Origin of the sequence: Rhizobium sp. L1K21, from assembly GCF_024055895.1 — a bacterium.
GTDB lineage: Bacteria > Pseudomonadota > Alphaproteobacteria > Rhizobiales > Rhizobiaceae > Ensifer_A.
This window is the reverse complement of record NZ_JAMXLE010000001.1, coordinates 1,700,432-1,715,482: the sequence shown is the minus strand read 5'-3', so window position 1 is coordinate 1,715,482 and position 15,051 is coordinate 1,700,432. Positions and strand designations below refer to the sequence as shown.

Annotated in this window: 15 protein-coding genes; 13 read left to right on the top strand and 2 right to left on the bottom strand. The window is 57.3% G+C overall.

The window, feature by feature from the left end; translation table 11 throughout:
- Positions 1-14: 14 nt before the first annotated feature.
- Positions 15-869: a DUF1989 domain-containing protein gene (locus tag NHF56_RS08185; protein ID WP_252803245.1), complete on the bottom strand. Its 855-nt coding sequence runs from the start codon at positions 867-869 to the stop codon at positions 15-17.
- A 114-nt stretch (positions 870-983) separates the two neighbouring features.
- Between NHF56_RS08185 and NHF56_RS08180 the strand changes: the two genes are divergently transcribed.
- The 5 genes from NHF56_RS08180 (at position 984) to NHF56_RS08160 (ending at position 5,831) form a co-directional block, all read left to right on the top strand.
- Positions 984-1,721 carry a hypothetical protein gene (locus NHF56_RS08180; protein WP_252803244.1) on the top strand — a complete coding sequence of 246 codons (738 nt, stop codon included), beginning with the start codon at positions 984-986 and terminating at the stop codon, positions 1,719-1,721.
- 251 nt (positions 1,722-1,972) lie between these two features.
- Positions 1,973-2,590: a 30S ribosomal protein S4 gene (gene rpsD, locus NHF56_RS08175; RefSeq protein WP_252803243.1), complete on the top strand. Its 618-nt coding sequence runs from the start codon at positions 1,973-1,975 to the stop codon at positions 2,588-2,590.
- 116 nt (positions 2,591-2,706) lie between these two features.
- A complete protein-coding gene (gene ttcA, locus NHF56_RS08170) occupies positions 2,707-3,567 on the top strand; it encodes a tRNA 2-thiocytidine(32) synthetase TtcA (RefSeq protein WP_252804928.1) in 861 nt (286 codons plus the stop codon).
- A 6-nt stretch (positions 3,568-3,573) separates the two neighbouring features.
- Positions 3,574-4,404: an inositol monophosphatase gene (locus NHF56_RS08165; RefSeq protein ID WP_252803242.1), complete on the top strand. Its 831-nt coding sequence runs from the start codon at positions 3,574-3,576 to the stop codon at positions 4,402-4,404.
- A gap of 104 nt (positions 4,405-4,508) precedes the next feature.
- Positions 4,509-5,831, top strand: coding sequence for an alpha/beta fold hydrolase (locus NHF56_RS08160; RefSeq protein WP_252803240.1), 1,323 nt, complete (start codon positions 4,509-4,511; stop codon positions 5,829-5,831).
- Between the two features lie 93 nt (positions 5,832-5,924).
- Here NHF56_RS08160 and NHF56_RS08155 read toward each other — a convergent pair whose 3' ends face one another.
- Positions 5,925-6,431 carry a hemerythrin domain-containing protein gene (locus NHF56_RS08155; protein ID WP_252803238.1) on the bottom strand — a complete coding sequence of 169 codons (507 nt, stop codon included), beginning with the start codon at positions 6,429-6,431 and terminating at the stop codon, positions 5,925-5,927.
- A 207-nt stretch (positions 6,432-6,638) separates the two neighbouring features.
- Here NHF56_RS08155 and ccoN point away from each other — a divergent pair, with 207 nt between their 5' ends.
- From ccoN to ccoS, 8 genes are all read left to right on the top strand, one after another.
- Positions 6,639-8,246, top strand: a complete 1,608-nt coding sequence (gene ccoN / locus NHF56_RS08150; protein WP_252803237.1) for a cytochrome-c oxidase, cbb3-type subunit I — start codon at positions 6,639-6,641, stop codon at positions 8,244-8,246.
- A gap of 12 nt (positions 8,247-8,258) precedes the next feature.
- On the top strand, positions 8,259-8,990 hold the full coding sequence (gene ccoO, locus NHF56_RS08145) for a cytochrome-c oxidase, cbb3-type subunit II (protein WP_252803236.1): 732 nt from the start codon (positions 8,259-8,261) through the stop codon (positions 8,988-8,990).
- Positions 8,991-9,003: 13 nt separating this feature from the next.
- Positions 9,004-9,156, top strand: coding sequence for a cbb3-type cytochrome c oxidase subunit 3 (locus tag NHF56_RS08140; RefSeq protein WP_252803234.1), 153 nt, complete (start codon positions 9,004-9,006; stop codon positions 9,154-9,156).
- A 3-nt stretch (positions 9,157-9,159) separates the two neighbouring features.
- Entirely contained in the window at positions 9,160-10,026 is an 867-nt protein-coding gene (gene ccoP, locus NHF56_RS08135; RefSeq protein ID WP_252803233.1) for a cytochrome-c oxidase, cbb3-type subunit III, read from the top strand.
- A gap of 447 nt (positions 10,027-10,473) precedes the next feature.
- Positions 10,474-12,060, top strand: a complete 1,587-nt coding sequence (gene ccoG / locus NHF56_RS08130) for a cytochrome c oxidase accessory protein CcoG (RefSeq protein ID WP_252803231.1) — start codon at positions 10,474-10,476, stop codon at positions 12,058-12,060.
- A gap of 10 nt (positions 12,061-12,070) precedes the next feature.
- Positions 12,071-12,556 carry a FixH family protein gene (locus tag NHF56_RS08125; RefSeq protein WP_373456290.1) on the top strand — a complete coding sequence of 162 codons (486 nt, stop codon included), beginning with the start codon at positions 12,071-12,073 and terminating at the stop codon, positions 12,554-12,556.
- A 1-nt stretch (position 12,557) separates the two neighbouring features.
- Positions 12,558-14,834, top strand: a complete 2,277-nt coding sequence (locus NHF56_RS08120) for a cation-translocating P-type ATPase (RefSeq protein ID WP_252803227.1) — start codon at positions 12,558-12,560, stop codon at positions 14,832-14,834.
- Positions 14,831-14,986, top strand: coding sequence for a cbb3-type cytochrome oxidase assembly protein CcoS (ccoS, locus tag NHF56_RS08115; protein ID WP_252803225.1), 156 nt, complete (start codon positions 14,831-14,833; stop codon positions 14,984-14,986). The genes NHF56_RS08120 and ccoS overlap by 4 nt, the downstream gene beginning before the upstream one ends.
- The last annotated feature ends 65 nt before the right edge of the window (positions 14,987-15,051 follow it).

Genomic DNA, 15,051 nt, shown 5'->3' with positions numbered 1-15,051 from the left:
CGCCTGAAAGTCGCTCAGCGCGGTGGCTGGTAGGCGCTTTCTTTCGGCCACGGCCAATCGCCGAGCAGCGCCATATCGGGCCTGAAGATTTCGACCTTGAGCGGGTAACAGGCAGCAGCATCGCTGGAATGGGATGAACTGCAATCGCCACCGGGGCAAGCCGACAGGGCTCCTAGAAGATCGATTTCGGCGAAAAATTCGAGATAGTCACCGGGACGAACCGGGCTTGCCTTCATGAAATATTGATGCGTGTCCTTGGTGAAACCGGTGCACATGAAGACGTTCAGAACGTCGTGCACATATTTCTCCGCTTCCGCGAAACCGAACCCCTTGGCGACCGCCAATGCATTGCAGAGATTGGAATGGCAGCAGTGATGATAATCGTCGCCGCTCAGAAGTCGGTTTGTATAAGGATCGCAACGCGTACCGATCACATCATGAACGCTGCCGCCATCCGCATCAAACCCGTACCAGCCGAGCGTGTCGTGCGTAATGGTCGCCATGGGACGCAGAGAAGGCATGGAACTCCATAAGCGATGGCCGGTGGTGACATGGGTGGCATGAAGCTGGCGTGTCTTGCCGCTGAAGAAACGTTCGCTCAGGTCTTTGGCGTTCCAGAGATTGAGGTCGCCGACTTGCGGACCATCAATGCTGACGATCCGTGCGAAATGGCCTTCTGGCACTGAAAAGGTCGAAGCCTCACGCGGCGGCACGATCACCTCATCAATCTTGGCAAGCGTTTGCCGCGCCTGTTCAAGCAGACCCATATTCGGCTGTGGCAATTGCGAAACCGGGTAGCAGATGACCGGCTTGGCAGCCTGCCGTTCGGCAGCATCGGCGGGCGCGGCGATTGTGTTTTCCGTGTTCATCAAAATCTCTTTCCCCGGGACCTTTGAAAATGTCGCGCTAAGGTGCACAAGGGTTTTGGCGAAAGCAATATGCCAGCAGTGTGATACCGGCTTGAATGATCCAATGGAGGCGAAATGAATTCCAATCTGCTCAAGTGTGTACTGGCTGCGTGTCTGTATGCGTTTGCATGTCCCGCGACCTTGCTGGCCAAAGAGCCCGGCTCGAAGATTGAGGCCGTGAACGAGCTTCTCGACAGGGCAGGACTGAACACGCCGCCTGTGGCCTACGAGGCTGTGCTCGGCCCGCCGATCTCCATCTACAGGCAGAGGGAGGGCGCACCGCTGCGCCACATACGCTATGAGGATGGCCACGGTATCAGGCTGCAGATTGCACTGGTGAATGAACAGGTTTTCTCGATCTCCGGCTTTGACTCGGGATCAAACCTGCGCATTCCGAAGCTTAACATGGGGAGCAAGAGCCGCAGCGGAGAAGAAAAGACCTACACAAAACTGTCCGACTTCACCGTCAGCGATGCGCTTTATCAATGCGGCGGTGCCCATGGCTCGATGTCGGCAGGCAAAGCGGGCAATTTCTTTGTCGGGCCCTGCTATTTTGGACGGCCAGGGGGCTACGCCCAGTTTTATTTCATCTTCTATCCGCAAGAAGACACGAGCGAAGCCTGTATAACCATGATTTTTAGGGCTGCAGAAATCGAGCCGGACAAGCTCGGCGCATGTGAACATGAAAAGCTCTCGCCCGTCGGATTCATGGTCTATAAGGACGACGAGCTGCCGGAAGGTTTTGATGCCGAAGAGGCGGCTCATGACGCGCTGGACCGATTCATCGGTGTGCTCAACGGGGATTATGATTGAGCCGAAGCCCATGATGCGCGCATTTTCGTGTGCGATGCTTGACTTTCCGCCCCGTTGCCCCTAAAGACCGCGCCAACGCCGGAGGCCCAGTGTTTCCGGTGTTTTTAATGACATGTCCCGTGGCCGCTTCGAGCGCAGATTCGCAAGCAGCCTGTCAGGACCTCCAAAACGGGGTTCAGAGGAGGGCGTGTTTCCTTCAACTGGTTTGGCAACAAACCGGCATAAAAACTTGTTATAAGAAAGGAAATGCGATGAGCAAGCGCAACGCATCCAAGTATAAAATCGACCGCCGCATGGGCGAAAACATCTGGGGTCGTCCGAAGTCTCCGGTCAACCGCCGCGAATATGGTCCGGGTCAGCACGGTCAGCGCCGCAAGGGCAAGCTTTCCGACTTCGGTGTTCAGCTCCGCGCCAAGCAGAAGCTCAAAGGCTACTACGGCGAAATCCGCGAAAAGCAGTTCCGCGCGATCTTCGAAGAAGCCAACCGCCGCAAGGGCGACACGGGTGAAAACCTGATCGGCCTGCTGGAAAGCCGTCTTGATGCGATCGTTTACCGCGCCAAGTTCGTTTCGACCGTGTTCGCCGCCCGCCAATTCATCAACCACGGCCACGTGAGCGTGAACGGCGTGAAGGTCAACATCCCGTCTTACCGCTGCAAGGCCGGCGACGTGATTGAAGTTCGCGAAAAGTCCAAGCAGCTCGTCATCGTTTTGGAAGCTTCGCAGCTCGCAGAGCGCGATGTTCCGGACTATATCGACGCCGACCACAACAAGATGAGCGCAACCTTCGTCCGCGTTCCGTCGCTCTCTGACGTACCGTACCCGGTCGTCATGGAACCGAACCTCGTCGTCGAGTTTTACTCACGTTAATTCGAGGTCCGATTTCGGATTTTGGAAAAGCCGCCCTCGGGGCGGCTTTTTTCGTTTTGTTTGCAGCGCAAGATGCGCTATGGCCTGCACGCAGACCAAGGGGCGCAAATATGCTGATGGAAAATCCGCAAATTGATGAAAACGATGGCGGCTTTGCAGGCGACCCATCCATGGCGGCCCTCTTTCGCCACGCACCCGACAGCAACAATTTCAACAAGCTGAGAAAGCGTCTTTTGCGCAATACACGCCAGGCGCTGGACGACTATGGCATGCTGAACGGCCAGAAACGCTGGTTGGTGGCGCTGTCCGGCGGCAAGGACTCCTACGGCCTTTTGGCCCTGCTGATGGAGCTGAAATGGCGCGGCCTGCTGCCGGTTGATCTGGTTGCCTGCAACCTCGATCAGGGGCAGCCGAATTTTCCCAAACACATTCTGCCCGATTATCTGGCCTCGCTCGGGATCGAATACCGGATCGAATATGAGGATACCTATTCGATCGTGAAGGAGAAGATGCCGGAAGGGGCGACTTACTGCTCGCTCTGTTCGCGGCTGAGACGCGGCAATCTCTACCGGATTGCCCGTGAAGAAGGATGTGACGCGCTGGTGCTGGGCCACCACCGTGAGGATATTCTGGAAACCTTTTTCATGAACCTCTTCCACGGCGGCAAGATGGCCACCATGCCGCCGAAGCTTCTCAATGATGAGGGCGATCTGATGGTGCTCCGGCCGCTCGCACTCTGCGCCGAAGATGACCTCGCAAAATTTGCCGGCGCCATGCAGTTTCCCATCATCCCGTGTGATTTGTGCGGCTCGCAGGATGGCTTGCAGCGCAACGCGATGAAGGCAATGCTGGCCGATATGGAAGCGAAGATGCCGGGCCGCAAGGACGTGATGCTGCGCGCCATGGCAAACATCAACCCGTCGCATATGCTCGATAAAAAGCTTTTTGATTTCGCAAGTCTTGAACCAAAGGAATGATGGAAAATGACATCTGCCGTGCCGCTAGAAGCCCTGTGTGATCTCTTACGGCGGGCGGCAAAAGCCGAAATCATGCCGCGCTTCCGCAATCTGGGCGAGGGGCAGGTCCGTGCCAAATCCGAGGCGAGTGACCTTGTGACCGAGGCAGACGAATCCGCCGAACGGTTCATGCGCGGTGAAATCGGTGACATCGTGCCGGGCGCGCTTTTCATCGGTGAAGAATCCGTTGCAGCCGATGCGGCCCTTCTTGGCCGACTGAAGGACGCGGAGACCGCCATTATCGTCGATCCGGTGGATGGAACCTACAATTTCGCCGCCGGTGTGCCGCTCTTCGGCGTGATGCTCTCGATGGTCCGCAACGGCGAGACGGTTGCGGGCATCATTTATGATCCGGTGGGCGATGACTGGTTCGTTGCCGAAAAGGGCGCTGGCGCGTTTCGCATAACCCCTGACGGGTCAAGAAGCAGGCTGGCAGTGGCAGAGCCGCTGCCGCTCGAGCAAATGGTCGGCACGGCCTCCATCGGCTTCCTGTTCGGCAATCAGCGTGCACAGGTGCTGAGCAATCTGGCGCGCGCCCGCAGCTTTTTCAATTACCGCTGCGCGGCCCATGAATATCGTGTTTTGTCCGCTGGCGTCACCCAATTCACCATCTACAACAAGCTGATGCCCTGGGACCACCTGGCGGGCGTTCTGATCCATCAGGAAGCAGGCGGATATGCGGCCAAATTCGACGGCTCGCCTTATCTGCCGACCGATACGGATGGCGGCCTGATTGCGGCAGTCGACAAGGAAAGCTGGAAGCTCATCCTCAAGGAGATCATCGAGCGCGGTGCATGACGTTAGGCAAGGTATTGTGCCTACGGCACAACCAGGAATGTAAACAAAACCTTCGACAAGCGAAATTTTACTTCTTAAAGTTTCGGCGAATGGGAGGAAAAAGAATGCGGAAAATATGGATGCGGCTTGCAGCAGTGGGCCTGGTTTTGGGAACGACGTTTAATATGGCTGCTGCAGCAGATGAACTGCCGATCGTGTTCGTGCATGGCGACAGCGACACGGCGGCCCTCTGGATTGCGCCGATCTGGCGCTTTGAAAGCAACGATTATCCCGCAGACCATCTGTTCGCCGTAGACATTCCCCATCCCCAGGCGCGCGCCGATGTCAGTGTTGCCGAAGACAATCGTTCCTCACCGGAAGATGCCGCAAAGGCCGTTGCTGCTGAGGTCGATGAGGCGCTTGCAGCCACCGGTGCAAAGAAAGTGATTCTGATCGCCAATTCGCGCGGCTGCCAGACCTCACGCAATTACGTGAAAAATTTCGGCGGCGCTGAAAAGGTCGCCAAGATGGTGCTGACCGGCTGCGTGCATCATGGTGTCTTCGTTGCGCCCGGCTTTGCAGAAGGCTCGGAATATAACGGCGCAGGCAAATTCCTGAAGGCGTTGAATGCCACGCCCGAGGTACCAGCCGACATTCCGGTGACGCTCATCCGCTCCGACAAGTTCGACCTTTATACCCAGCCGGACGCCCGCTTCATCGGCAATCCGGGCCAACCGACCGGCGTTACCTACGAATCGCAGGAACTGGAAGGCGCTGACAACCATATTCTCGAAGGTGTCGACCACCGCGAAACGGCCTACTCGCCGCAGGCGTTTGAGATCATGTACAAGGCGGTCACCGGCGAGGAGCCGGAGACACTGGATATTGTCAAAGAGGGCGATATCGTTCTGACCGGCAAGATCACCGGATTTGAAAACGGCGCGCCGACGAATATGCCGCTGAATGGTGCGCGGCTAACCGTCTACGCCACAGACGCTGCAACGGGCGCGCGTCTTGCCGCTCCCGTCTATGAAAAGACGGTTGGTGCAGATGGCGTCTGGGGCGATTTCCAAGCCAAGGCGAGCCAGTCTTACGAGTTTGTTATTCAGGCAGACGGCTATCCGTTGACGCGCATTTTCCGCTCGGCCTTTCCGCGGTCGTTCAAATATCTGAATTTGCGGCTTTATCCGGCGCTTGGAGAGGGGTCGGCGGTAAATATCATGCGTCCACGCGGATATATCGGACCCGACGACAAGGCGCTGGTCAACGGCAACCCAATGCCGGATATACCGAGCGACACACCTGTGCCGCATGTGTGGAAGGTGACGATACCCGTTGATGCCAACAAGCAGGAAAGCGTGAAGGCGGAATTCAACGGCGAACGCATCGCAGCCTTGAGCACGGTCGACACCAAGGACACCGTCACCTGGATCGAATTCACGTACTGATTCCAAGCTTGAGCCGCTGAAACGGGCAGCGTGAAGACAACAAAAAAGCGCCGCGCGGGTTAATCGCACGGCGCTTCCTTGAATTCGTTTCGGTCACGCGTCGTAGTCGCCCGAAAGCCTGGTGACCAAACCCATCAGGTGCTCGCGCTCAAAGGCAATGTGCCGTCTGACGCTCTCGAAGAAGCCACGCAACATATAGCCTGCTGCTTCTGCATTGGCAGGCTTGCCGCCGACTGCCATCTTGTGCAAGAGGTCGAGAAGCTCCTCGGCGAAACATTCATCCTCCACGTGCTCGAATTTGAGCCGGTTGAGTGTTTCGCGCAAATCCTCCCGATCCGGAAGCTGCGCCTCAAGCCAGGGAAAGAGGGTGTTTTCCTCAAACTCATGGATGCGTTTGATCAGCGAGGGGAGGGATTTTTCCACAGCAAGACATTGGGCTTTATCAACGTCGTCCGGCAGGCTGTCGGCGATCTTTTCAAGGGTGTCGCAAAGCGAAAGCTGTTCGATATGGCCTTGGGTCAGCCAACGCAGCTTGGAAGCATCCATTGTCACGGGGGCTTTGCTTTCCCCGCTTGTCATGACTGCAGAGGTATGGGGCATGCCGATTTCTTCCCAGTTCGTTTTGCAAGAGCTGGTCCTCCAGCTTGGTGTCTTTATGCACGAAATTCCCCATGCTCTGCCTTGATCTAAGTCAAGGTAGGGGCACCCTTCAAATGCGAAGTCTCAGCAAGCCGCGGAAGGCGGGCAGGGATGATTCCTTGCGCGCATTCCGGGGATGATCAGCCAGGACGTTGGGGGAAACCAACAATGACTTATGTATTTGAAACTGTGGCGCTGGCAGCTTTTGCCTTTCTCGCGCTACTCGGAGCGGCTTTCGCACAAGATAGCCTGTTCCAGGCCCACATGTGGGTTCTATTCGCTGTGCTGTTGATCAGCACGGTTCTCATGTTGCGGCGGATTTCGTTTGCGCCTGCCGCAACCGACAAATCCGCCTATATGGACACCGTGGTAAAATACGGTGTTATCGCGACCACGTTTTGGGGTGTCGTCGGCTTTCTGGTCGGCGTTGTGGTCGCTCTGCAGCTCGCATTTCCGGATCTGAACATTGAACCGTGGTTCAACTTCGGCCGTATGCGCCCGCTGCACACATCAGCCGTGATCTTCGCATTCGGCGGTAACGCGTTGATTGCCAGCTCGCTCTACGTGGTTCAGAGAACATCGCGTGTTCGTCTCTTCGGCGGCGATCTCGCATGGTTCGTTTTCTGGGGTTACCAGCTCTTCATCGTACTGGCTGCAACCGGCTATCTTCTGGGCATTACCCAGGGCCGTGAGTATGCCGAGCCGGAATGGTATGTCGATATCTGGCTGACCATTGTCTGGGTTGCCTATCTCGTGGTGTTCCTCGGAACGATCATGACCCGCAAGGAAAGTCACATCTATGTGGCCAACTGGTTCTACCTGTCCTTCATTGTCACCATTGCCATGCTGCACCTGGTGAACAATCTGGCCGTGCCGGTGTCGTTCCTCGGTGTGAAGAGCTACTCGGCTTTCGCAGGGGTGCAGGACGCTCTGACCCAATGGTGGTATGGCCACAATGCTGTGGGCTTCTTCCTGACAGCCGGCTTCCTAGGAATGATGTATTACTTCGTTCCCAAGCAGGCCAACCGTCCGGTCTATTCCTATCGCCTTTCAATCGTGCACTTCTGGGCGCTGATCTTCCTGTACATCTGGGCCGGTCCGCACCATCTGCACTACACCGCTCTGCCTGACTGGGCACAGACACTGGGCATGGTTTTCTCGATCATGTTGTGGATGCCTTCATGGGGCGGCATGATCAACGGTCTGATGACGCTCTCGGGCGCCTGGGACAAGATCCGTACCGATCCGATCATCCGCATGATGGTCATGGCGATTGCCTTCTACGGCATGTCGACCTTCGAAGGTCCGATGATGTCGATCAAGGCGGTGAACTCGCTCAGCCACTACACAGACTGGACCATCGGTCACGTGCACTCTGGTGCGCTCGGCTGGGTCGGCATGATCTCCTTCGGCATGGTCTATTACCTTGCACCGAAGCTGTGGGGCCGCACCCGTCTGTACTCGCTGCGTCTGGTTAACTGGCACTTCTGGCTCGCAACACTCGGCATCGTCGTCTACGCCGCTGTCATGTGGGTTGCCGGTATCCAGCAGGGTCTGATGTGGCGCGAATATGACGAGCAGGGCTTCCTGGTTTACTCGTTTGCCGAATCCGTTGCAGCGATGAAGCCTTACTACATCCTGCGCGCAGTCGGTGGTCTCATGTACCTCACAGGCGCTATCATCATGGCTTACAACGTCTTCATGACGATCATGGGCCACGAACGCAACGAAGCGCCGATCCCGGGTGCAGAACCTGCCATGCAGCCTGCCGAATAAGGAGTTGGACCAATGTCTTTAATGTCAAAACACGAAGTTCTTGAAAAGAACGCGACCCTTCTCCTGGTTGGCTCACTTCTGGTGGTCACAATTGGCGGTATCGTTGAAATCGCGCCGCTCTTCTACCTGGAGAACACGATCGAGAAGGTGGAGGGGATGCGTCCCTATTCACCGCTCGAGCTGGCTGGCCGTGACATCTACGTCCGCGAGGGCTGCTATGTCTGTCACAGCCAGATGATCCGCCCGTTCCGCGACGAAGTGGAGCGTTACGGTCACTACTCTCTGGCAGCGGAATCGATGTTCGATCACCCGTTCCAGTGGGGTTCAAAGCGCACCGGGCCGGATCTGGCCCGCGTGGGTGGACGCTACTCCGACGAGTGGCATGTTCAACACCTGATCGAGCCGCGTGATGTGGTGCCCGAATCGGTCATGCCCAGCTATTCCTTCCTCAAAGACACGCCGCTGGAAATGGCCAATGTGGCGGGTCATCTCAAGGCAAACCAGATGGTCGGAGTTCCTTACTCCGACGAGGCTCTGGAAAATGCCGAGGCTGACCTGGTCGCACAGGCAAATCCGGATGCGGACACGGACGGTCTGCTGGCGCGTTACCCGAAGGCGAAGGTCTCGAATTTCGATGGCGACCCGACGAAACTGACCGAGATGGATGCGCTTGTGGCCTATCTCCAGATGCTCGGCACGCTGGTTGATTTCTCGACCTACGACGATGCCTCGGGCTATCGCTAAGGAGGTGTGAGACATGGAAACTTACACCGCAATGCGCCAATTTGCCGACAGTTGGGGGCTTCTCTTTATGGCTCTCTTCTTCGTAGGCGTCATCCTTTTCGCGATACGCCCCGGCTCCAAGAAACAGGCCGAAGAGGCCGCATCTATCCCTCTGAAGGAGGACTAAGAGATGTCGGAAAAACATGTTGACGAACTCAGTGGCGTTGAGACCACAGGCCATTCCTGGGACGGTATCAAGGAACTGAACAATCCGCTGCCCAGATGGTGGGTTTACACCTTCTATCTGACCATTGTGTGGGCCATCGGCTACACGATTGTCTACCCGGCCTGGCCCTTGCTGAACAGCGCCACCGCAGGCATCTGGGGCTGGAGCAGTCGTGCAGAGCTGACCGAAGAAGTCGCTGCCGCAAAAGCCTCGCAGAAGGTCTATCTGGACAAGATCGCCGCCACGGACGTGACGGAAATCGCTGCTGATCCGGAATTGACCCAGTTTGCTCTGGCCGGTGGTGCAGCTGCCTTCAAGGTGAACTGCACGCCCTGCCATGGTTCGGGTGCTCAAGGTGGGGTCGGCTACCCGAACCTCAACGATGACGATTGGCTGTGGGGTGGCGACGTTGAAGCCATCTATACCACCATCGCCCACGGCATCCGCGATACATCGGACGACGATACCCGCATCTCGGAAATGCCGGCATTCGGCGACATTCTGCAGCCTGAGGAAATCAAGCAGGCCGCAGCCTATGTCTACAGCCTGAGTGGTGGCACACCTGCCGATCCGTCTCTTGTAGAACCGGGCAAGACGGTGTTTGCCGACAACTGTGCGGCCTGCCATGGCGAAAACGCAGAAGGTGGACGTGACTTCGGTGCACCGAACCTGTCTGATGCGATCACGCTGAAGGCTTCGACCGAGCCGCAGATCGTGGCACAGATCACCCAGCCGAAACATGGTGTCATGCCCGCTTGGGCCGGACGCCTGGGCGAAGCAACGGTCAAGGAACTTGCCGTCTACGTCCATTCGCTGGGTGGTGGCGAATAAGCCTTACCTGAACCAATCTTGAGAAAATGCCGCCCGCCTGTCTCAGGCGGGCGGTTTTCGTTTGGCGCTCAAGCCGGATGGAAAACCGGAAATAAATCAGGTGTTTGATCTGAATCAATGAGGCGGGATTAAGGCTGGTGGATAGTACATCCATCGCCGGTGATTGCCGCATGGTTTTTCACAGGCTGGCCTGCAGATGACGCGGGCCTACTCTTCTCTCCAGCATGATTTAATCATGCCCCTTGCCACGCCCAAACGGCGTGGCTTTTTTGTTTGGATTGAAACACATATAAATAAAACTATTTGTATGCGGCAGATTGTCCTGACTTGACTTAAGTCAAGGTTGGATTGCGGCCCAGATGCGAAAAGCATTGCAAGAATTCCCGCGGAATGCGTGTCGATTCTGGTCGGAATCATGGTGCGGGGCAGGGCGCAAAAGGTGCTTTTATGAATATCTACAATGCTGAGAACGAAAACAGGGCAAAATCGGAAGAGGTTGTGCGTCACGACGCCGAGCCGGTGAACTCTGCAAAGGTGCGCAAACCACTTTATGAAGCGCGCAAGAAGATTTTCCCCAAGCGGGCAGAAGGCCGCTTCCGCCAGTTCAAATGGATTGTGATGCTGGTGACCCTCGGCATCTATTATATCACGCCCTGGATTCGCTGGGATCGTGGCCCCTTTGCACCGGATCAGGCCGTGCTTGTCGATCTCGCCCACCGCCGCTTCTATTTTTTCTTTATCGAAATCTGGCCGCAGGAGTTTTTCTTTGTGGCCGGCTTGCTGGTCATGGCAGGATTCGGGCTGTTCCTGATCACATCCGCCGTTGGGCGTGCATGGTGCGGTTACACCTGTCCGCAGACGGTGTGGGTTGACCTGTTCCTGGTAGTTGAACGTTTCATCGAAGGCGACCGCAACGCCCGCATGAAGCTCGACAAGGGGCCCTGGACGTTCGATAAAATCTGGAAGCGTGTTTCGAAACACGCCATCTGGCTGGCCATTGCGGTTTCAACCGGTGGCGCCTGGATTTTCTACTTTGCCGACGCGCCGCAGCTTTTGATCGACTTCTGGACCCTGCAGGCAGCTCCCGTTGCCTATATGACGGTCGGTGTTCTGACAGCCACCACCTACATTTTCGGTGGCCTTATGCGCGAGCAGGTCTGCACCTATATGTGCCCATGGCCGCGCATCCAGGGCGCGATGCTGGATGAAAGCTCGCTTGTCGTGACCTATAACGACTGGCGCGGCGAACCGCGCACACGCGGCACCAAGAAGGCAGCCGCCTCTGGCCAGCTTGCCGGCGATTGTGTTGACTGCAACGCCTGTGTCGTTGTCTGTCCCATGGGGATCGATATCCGCGACGGCCAGCAGCTGGAATGCATTACCTGCGCCCTGTGCATTGATGCCTGCGATGGCGTTATGGACAAGCTGGGCCGCGACCGGGGACTGATTTCTTACGCAACGCTTGCCGACTACCAGTCGAACATGGCGCTTGCGACCGGCAACGGGACCCATGAAATCAACCCCAATCTGGTGCGCGACGCAGACGGACATTTCCACGACAAGGTCAAGCATTTCGACTGGCGCATCATTTTCCGCCCGCGCTCGCTGCTTTATCTCGCCGTGTGGTCGCTGGTGGGTATTGGACTTGTCGTTGCGCTGCTTTCGCGTGATCGCCTCGAACTGAACGTGATCCACGACCGCAATCCGCAATATGTGATGGAATCGGATGGTTCGATCCGCAACGGCTACACGGTTCGTGTTCTGAACATGATACCAGAAGAGCGCGTTGTCTTCCTGACTCTGGAGGATTTGCCCGGTGCGACAATGAAGATCAACGAGATACAACAACCAGAAGGCCGGACATTTGCGATTGATGCCGCGCCCGACAAGGCAACCACTTTGAAGGTCTATATCACCATGGATCAGGCCAGCATCACGGATACCGCGATCCCGTTCAACCTTTCGGTTGAAGATAAGTCCAGCGGTGAAAAAGATGTCTATGAAGCCGTATTCAATGCGCCGGAGAGGAAGTAACATGGCGACCATGACAGAAACAAAGCGCGAATCCACCTTCACAGGTTGGCATATGCTGGCCATCATGGTGAGCTTCTTCGGGGTGGTGATCGCTGTGAATTTCACAATGGCCTATTTCGCCGTGTCGAGCTGGACTGGCCTTGTGGTCGAAAACACCTATGTCGCCAGCCAGGAGTTCAACGGCAAGGCGGCTGAGGCGCGCGCCTGGGCGGCAACCGGTATCAAGACGGATTTGAAGGCGAGCGCCGAAGGCATCCGCTATACGATCACGCATCCCGAAACAGGCCCGCTGAAAGGTGAGAAGGTCGTGGCTGAATTTCGTCACCCGGTCGGCGACAAGTTCGACTTTACCGTCACACTGACGCCGGAGGGCAATGGGGTTTTCGTGACAAATCACCCGGTTCCCGCCGGCCAATGGATTGTTGACCTCTTGACCACCGATGGCGGCACAACCGCCTATCACGAAGCCATCCGCATTCGGGTGAACGGAAACTGACATGAGCTGCTGTGCTGCTGGAGCCGAAGGTGCAATGGAGGCCGAAAAGGCGCTCCACGAACTGCCACCCTCCGATGAATTGTGGATGGCCTCACGCCAATTGGACAATGGCCGGCGGCAGACCGAACTGGCCGTGCCCGGTGTTTATTGCGGCGCCTGCATTTCGACAATCGAGAAAGCCCTGAAGGCAGAGCCAGAAGTGGAGCGCGCGCGCGTCAATCTCTCCACCAAGCGGGTGACCTTTGTGTGGAAGGAAGAGATCGACGGGAAAAGAACTGACCCGACAAAGCTGGTGGGCGCAATTGCGGCAGTCGGCTATGAGTCGCACCTCTTTTCAGCCGCTGTCGAAGAGGCGGACAGTGAACGCAATCTTCTATTGCGCTCCATGGCCGTTGCCGGTTTTGCGGCGATGAACATCATGCTGCTGTCGGTCTCCGTCTGGTCGGGCGCAGACGCGGCAACACGCGATCTGTTTCATTGGATATCGGCAGCAATTGCCGGTCCGACCATCATTTATGCGGGCCAGCACTTTTACAAATCCGCGTTCAATGCACTTCGCCATGGCCGAATGAACATGGATGTCCCAATCGTCATTGCCGTCACTTTGTCTTACGGCATGTCGCTCTGGGAAACGATGCATCACGGTGCCGAAGCCTATTTTGACGCGGCGGTATCGCTTCTGTTCTTTCTGCTCATCGGTCGCACACTGGACCATCTGATGCGCGACCGTGCGCGTTCGGCCATTACGGGGCTTGCAAGGCTCGTGCCGCGTGGCGCAACCGTGCTGTCCGAGGATGGCATGCGCGAGTTCCGGCCTGTGGATGAAATCGTGCCCGGCGAGCGCATCGTGATTGCCGCCGGCGAGCGCATCCCGGTGGATTGCGTGGTGCGCGAAGGCGCGAGCGATGTCGATATGTCGATCGTCAATGGCGAGAGCATGCCGGTGACCGTTGCAGTCGGCACGAGCTTGCGCAGCGGCACGCTCAATCTCACAGGGTCGCTGGTTGCCGAAGCCACAGCCGCGATGCGCGACTCCTTCGTTGCCGAAATCATCCAGTTGATGGAAGCCGCAGAGGGCGGCAAGGCGCGCTATCGGCGCATCGCTGACCGGGCCGCCGATATCTATGCGCCGGCAGTGCACACGCTTGCTTTCGCCGCCCTGATTGTCTGGGGCCTTTATTCCGGTGATTGGAAACATGCGCTGACGATCGCGATCGCCGTTTTGATTATCACGTGCCCCTGTGCACTGGGACTGGCCGTGCCGGTGGTGCAGGTCGTGGCTGCCGGCAGGCTGTTCAAGGACGGGATCATGGTCAAGGACGGTTCCGCGATGGAACGTCTCGCCGAGGCCGATACGGTGGTTTTCGACAAGACCGGCACATTGACCGCCGGACGTCCGCGCCTGACCAACGCGGCTGAGGTCGCTCCGGACATTCTGGCCCAGGCTGCCGAGTTGGCCTCGCACTCAAACCACCCGCTTTCAAAAGCGCTGGCCGCTTATAGGAGTGGCGGTGCTGCGATGCGCGACGTTCGAGAGGTTGCTGGCGCCGGTCTGGAGGGCAAGACCGATCGCGGCATCTGGCGTCTTGGAACCGGTGAATTCGCCTCTGGTGTGGCATCGACGGGCGAGGGCAGCCAAACGGTGCTGAGCCTCGATGGTGAGCCGCTGGCCACATTTCAGTTCGAAGATTCGCTGCGCCCCGGCGCACAGGCAACAATTGCGAACCTGCGCAATAACGGGTTTTCGCTTTCCATTCTTTCAGGTGACCGCGAAAGCGCTGTTGCGGCCATTGCGCGCCGCCTGGGCATTGAAAGCTGGCAATCGGGCGTTCGTCCGGGCGGCAAGGTTGATGCCGTGAAGGCGTTGTCTGCGCAAGGACGCAAGGTGCTGATGACCGGCGACGGGATTAACGATGCGCCGGCGCTTGCTGCTGCTCATGTTTCCATGGCACCTGCCACAGCAGCCGATGTCGGTCGCCAGGCCGCCGATTTCGTGTTCATGCATGAAGGGCTGGATGCAGTCGCGACCGCGATCGCCGTCTCTCGCAAGGCAGGCCGTTTGATCCGGGAGAATTTCGGCTTTGCAGTGGTTTACAATGCAATTGCAATCCCCCTGGCGCTTGCAGGCCTCGTTTCGCCTTTGGTGGCCGCCATTGCCATGTCGTCTTCCTCCATCGTCGTCGTCTTGAATGCGCTTCGTCTTCGCGGTGGTGGGCAGAAGAGCCGCGAAGACGCAAAGGACGATTCTGTCAGCTCGTCCGCGGTGCTGGCATCATGAATCTTCTGGTTTTTTTGATCCCCGTTGCCCTGCTGATGGGTGCGCTCGGTCTTATCGCCTTCCTCTGGTCGCTCAAGAGCGGACAATACGAGGATCTGGACGGCGCGGCCTGGCGCGTCCTCGATGACGGAGAAGACCAGCCGGAAGACTGAGGCGCTCCAAGCTTGGCTGTATTCCTGCTTGCATCCGCTGATACCCGGTGCGAGAAAGAAGCAAA

Bases quoted from the DNA above. Each gene is read 5' to 3' on its own strand.
- ccoP (WP_252803233.1), top strand. From the start codon at position 9,160: ATGTCGGAAAAACATGTTGACGAACTCAGTGGCGTTGAGACCACAGGC.
- ttcA (WP_252804928.1), top strand. From the start codon at position 2,707: ATGGAAAATCCGCAAATTGATGAAAACGATGGCGGCTTTGCAGGCGAC.
- ccoS (WP_252803225.1), top strand. From the start codon at position 14,831: ATGAATCTTCTGGTTTTTTTGATCCCCGTTGCCCTGCTGATGGGTGCG.
- rpsD (WP_252803243.1), top strand. From the start codon at position 1,973: ATGAGCAAGCGCAACGCATCCAAGTATAAAATCGACCGCCGCATGGGC.
- ccoG (WP_252803231.1), top strand. From the start codon at position 10,474: ATGAATATCTACAATGCTGAGAACGAAAACAGGGCAAAATCGGAAGAG.
- NHF56_RS08140 (WP_252803234.1), top strand. From the start codon at position 9,004: ATGGAAACTTACACCGCAATGCGCCAATTTGCCGACAGTTGGGGGCTT.
- NHF56_RS08165 (WP_252803242.1), top strand. From the start codon at position 3,574: ATGACATCTGCCGTGCCGCTAGAAGCCCTGTGTGATCTCTTACGGCGG.
- NHF56_RS08185 (WP_252803245.1), bottom strand. From the start codon at position 869: ATGAACACGGAAAACACAATCGCCGCGCCCGCCGATGCTGCCGAACGG.
- NHF56_RS08155 (WP_252803238.1), bottom strand. From the start codon at position 6,431: ATGCCCCATACCTCTGCAGTCATGACAAGCGGGGAAAGCAAAGCCCCC.
- NHF56_RS08125 (WP_373456290.1), top strand. From the start codon at position 12,071: ATGACAGAAACAAAGCGCGAATCCACCTTCACAGGTTGGCATATGCTG.
- NHF56_RS08180 (WP_252803244.1), top strand. From the start codon at position 984: ATGAATTCCAATCTGCTCAAGTGTGTACTGGCTGCGTGTCTGTATGCG.
- ccoN (WP_252803237.1), top strand. From the start codon at position 6,639: ATGACTTATGTATTTGAAACTGTGGCGCTGGCAGCTTTTGCCTTTCTC.
- ccoO (WP_252803236.1), top strand. From the start codon at position 8,259: ATGTCTTTAATGTCAAAACACGAAGTTCTTGAAAAGAACGCGACCCTT.
- NHF56_RS08120 (WP_252803227.1), top strand. From the start codon at position 12,558: ATGAGCTGCTGTGCTGCTGGAGCCGAAGGTGCAATGGAGGCCGAAAAG.
- NHF56_RS08160 (WP_252803240.1), top strand. From the start codon at position 4,509: ATGCGGAAAATATGGATGCGGCTTGCAGCAGTGGGCCTGGTTTTGGGA.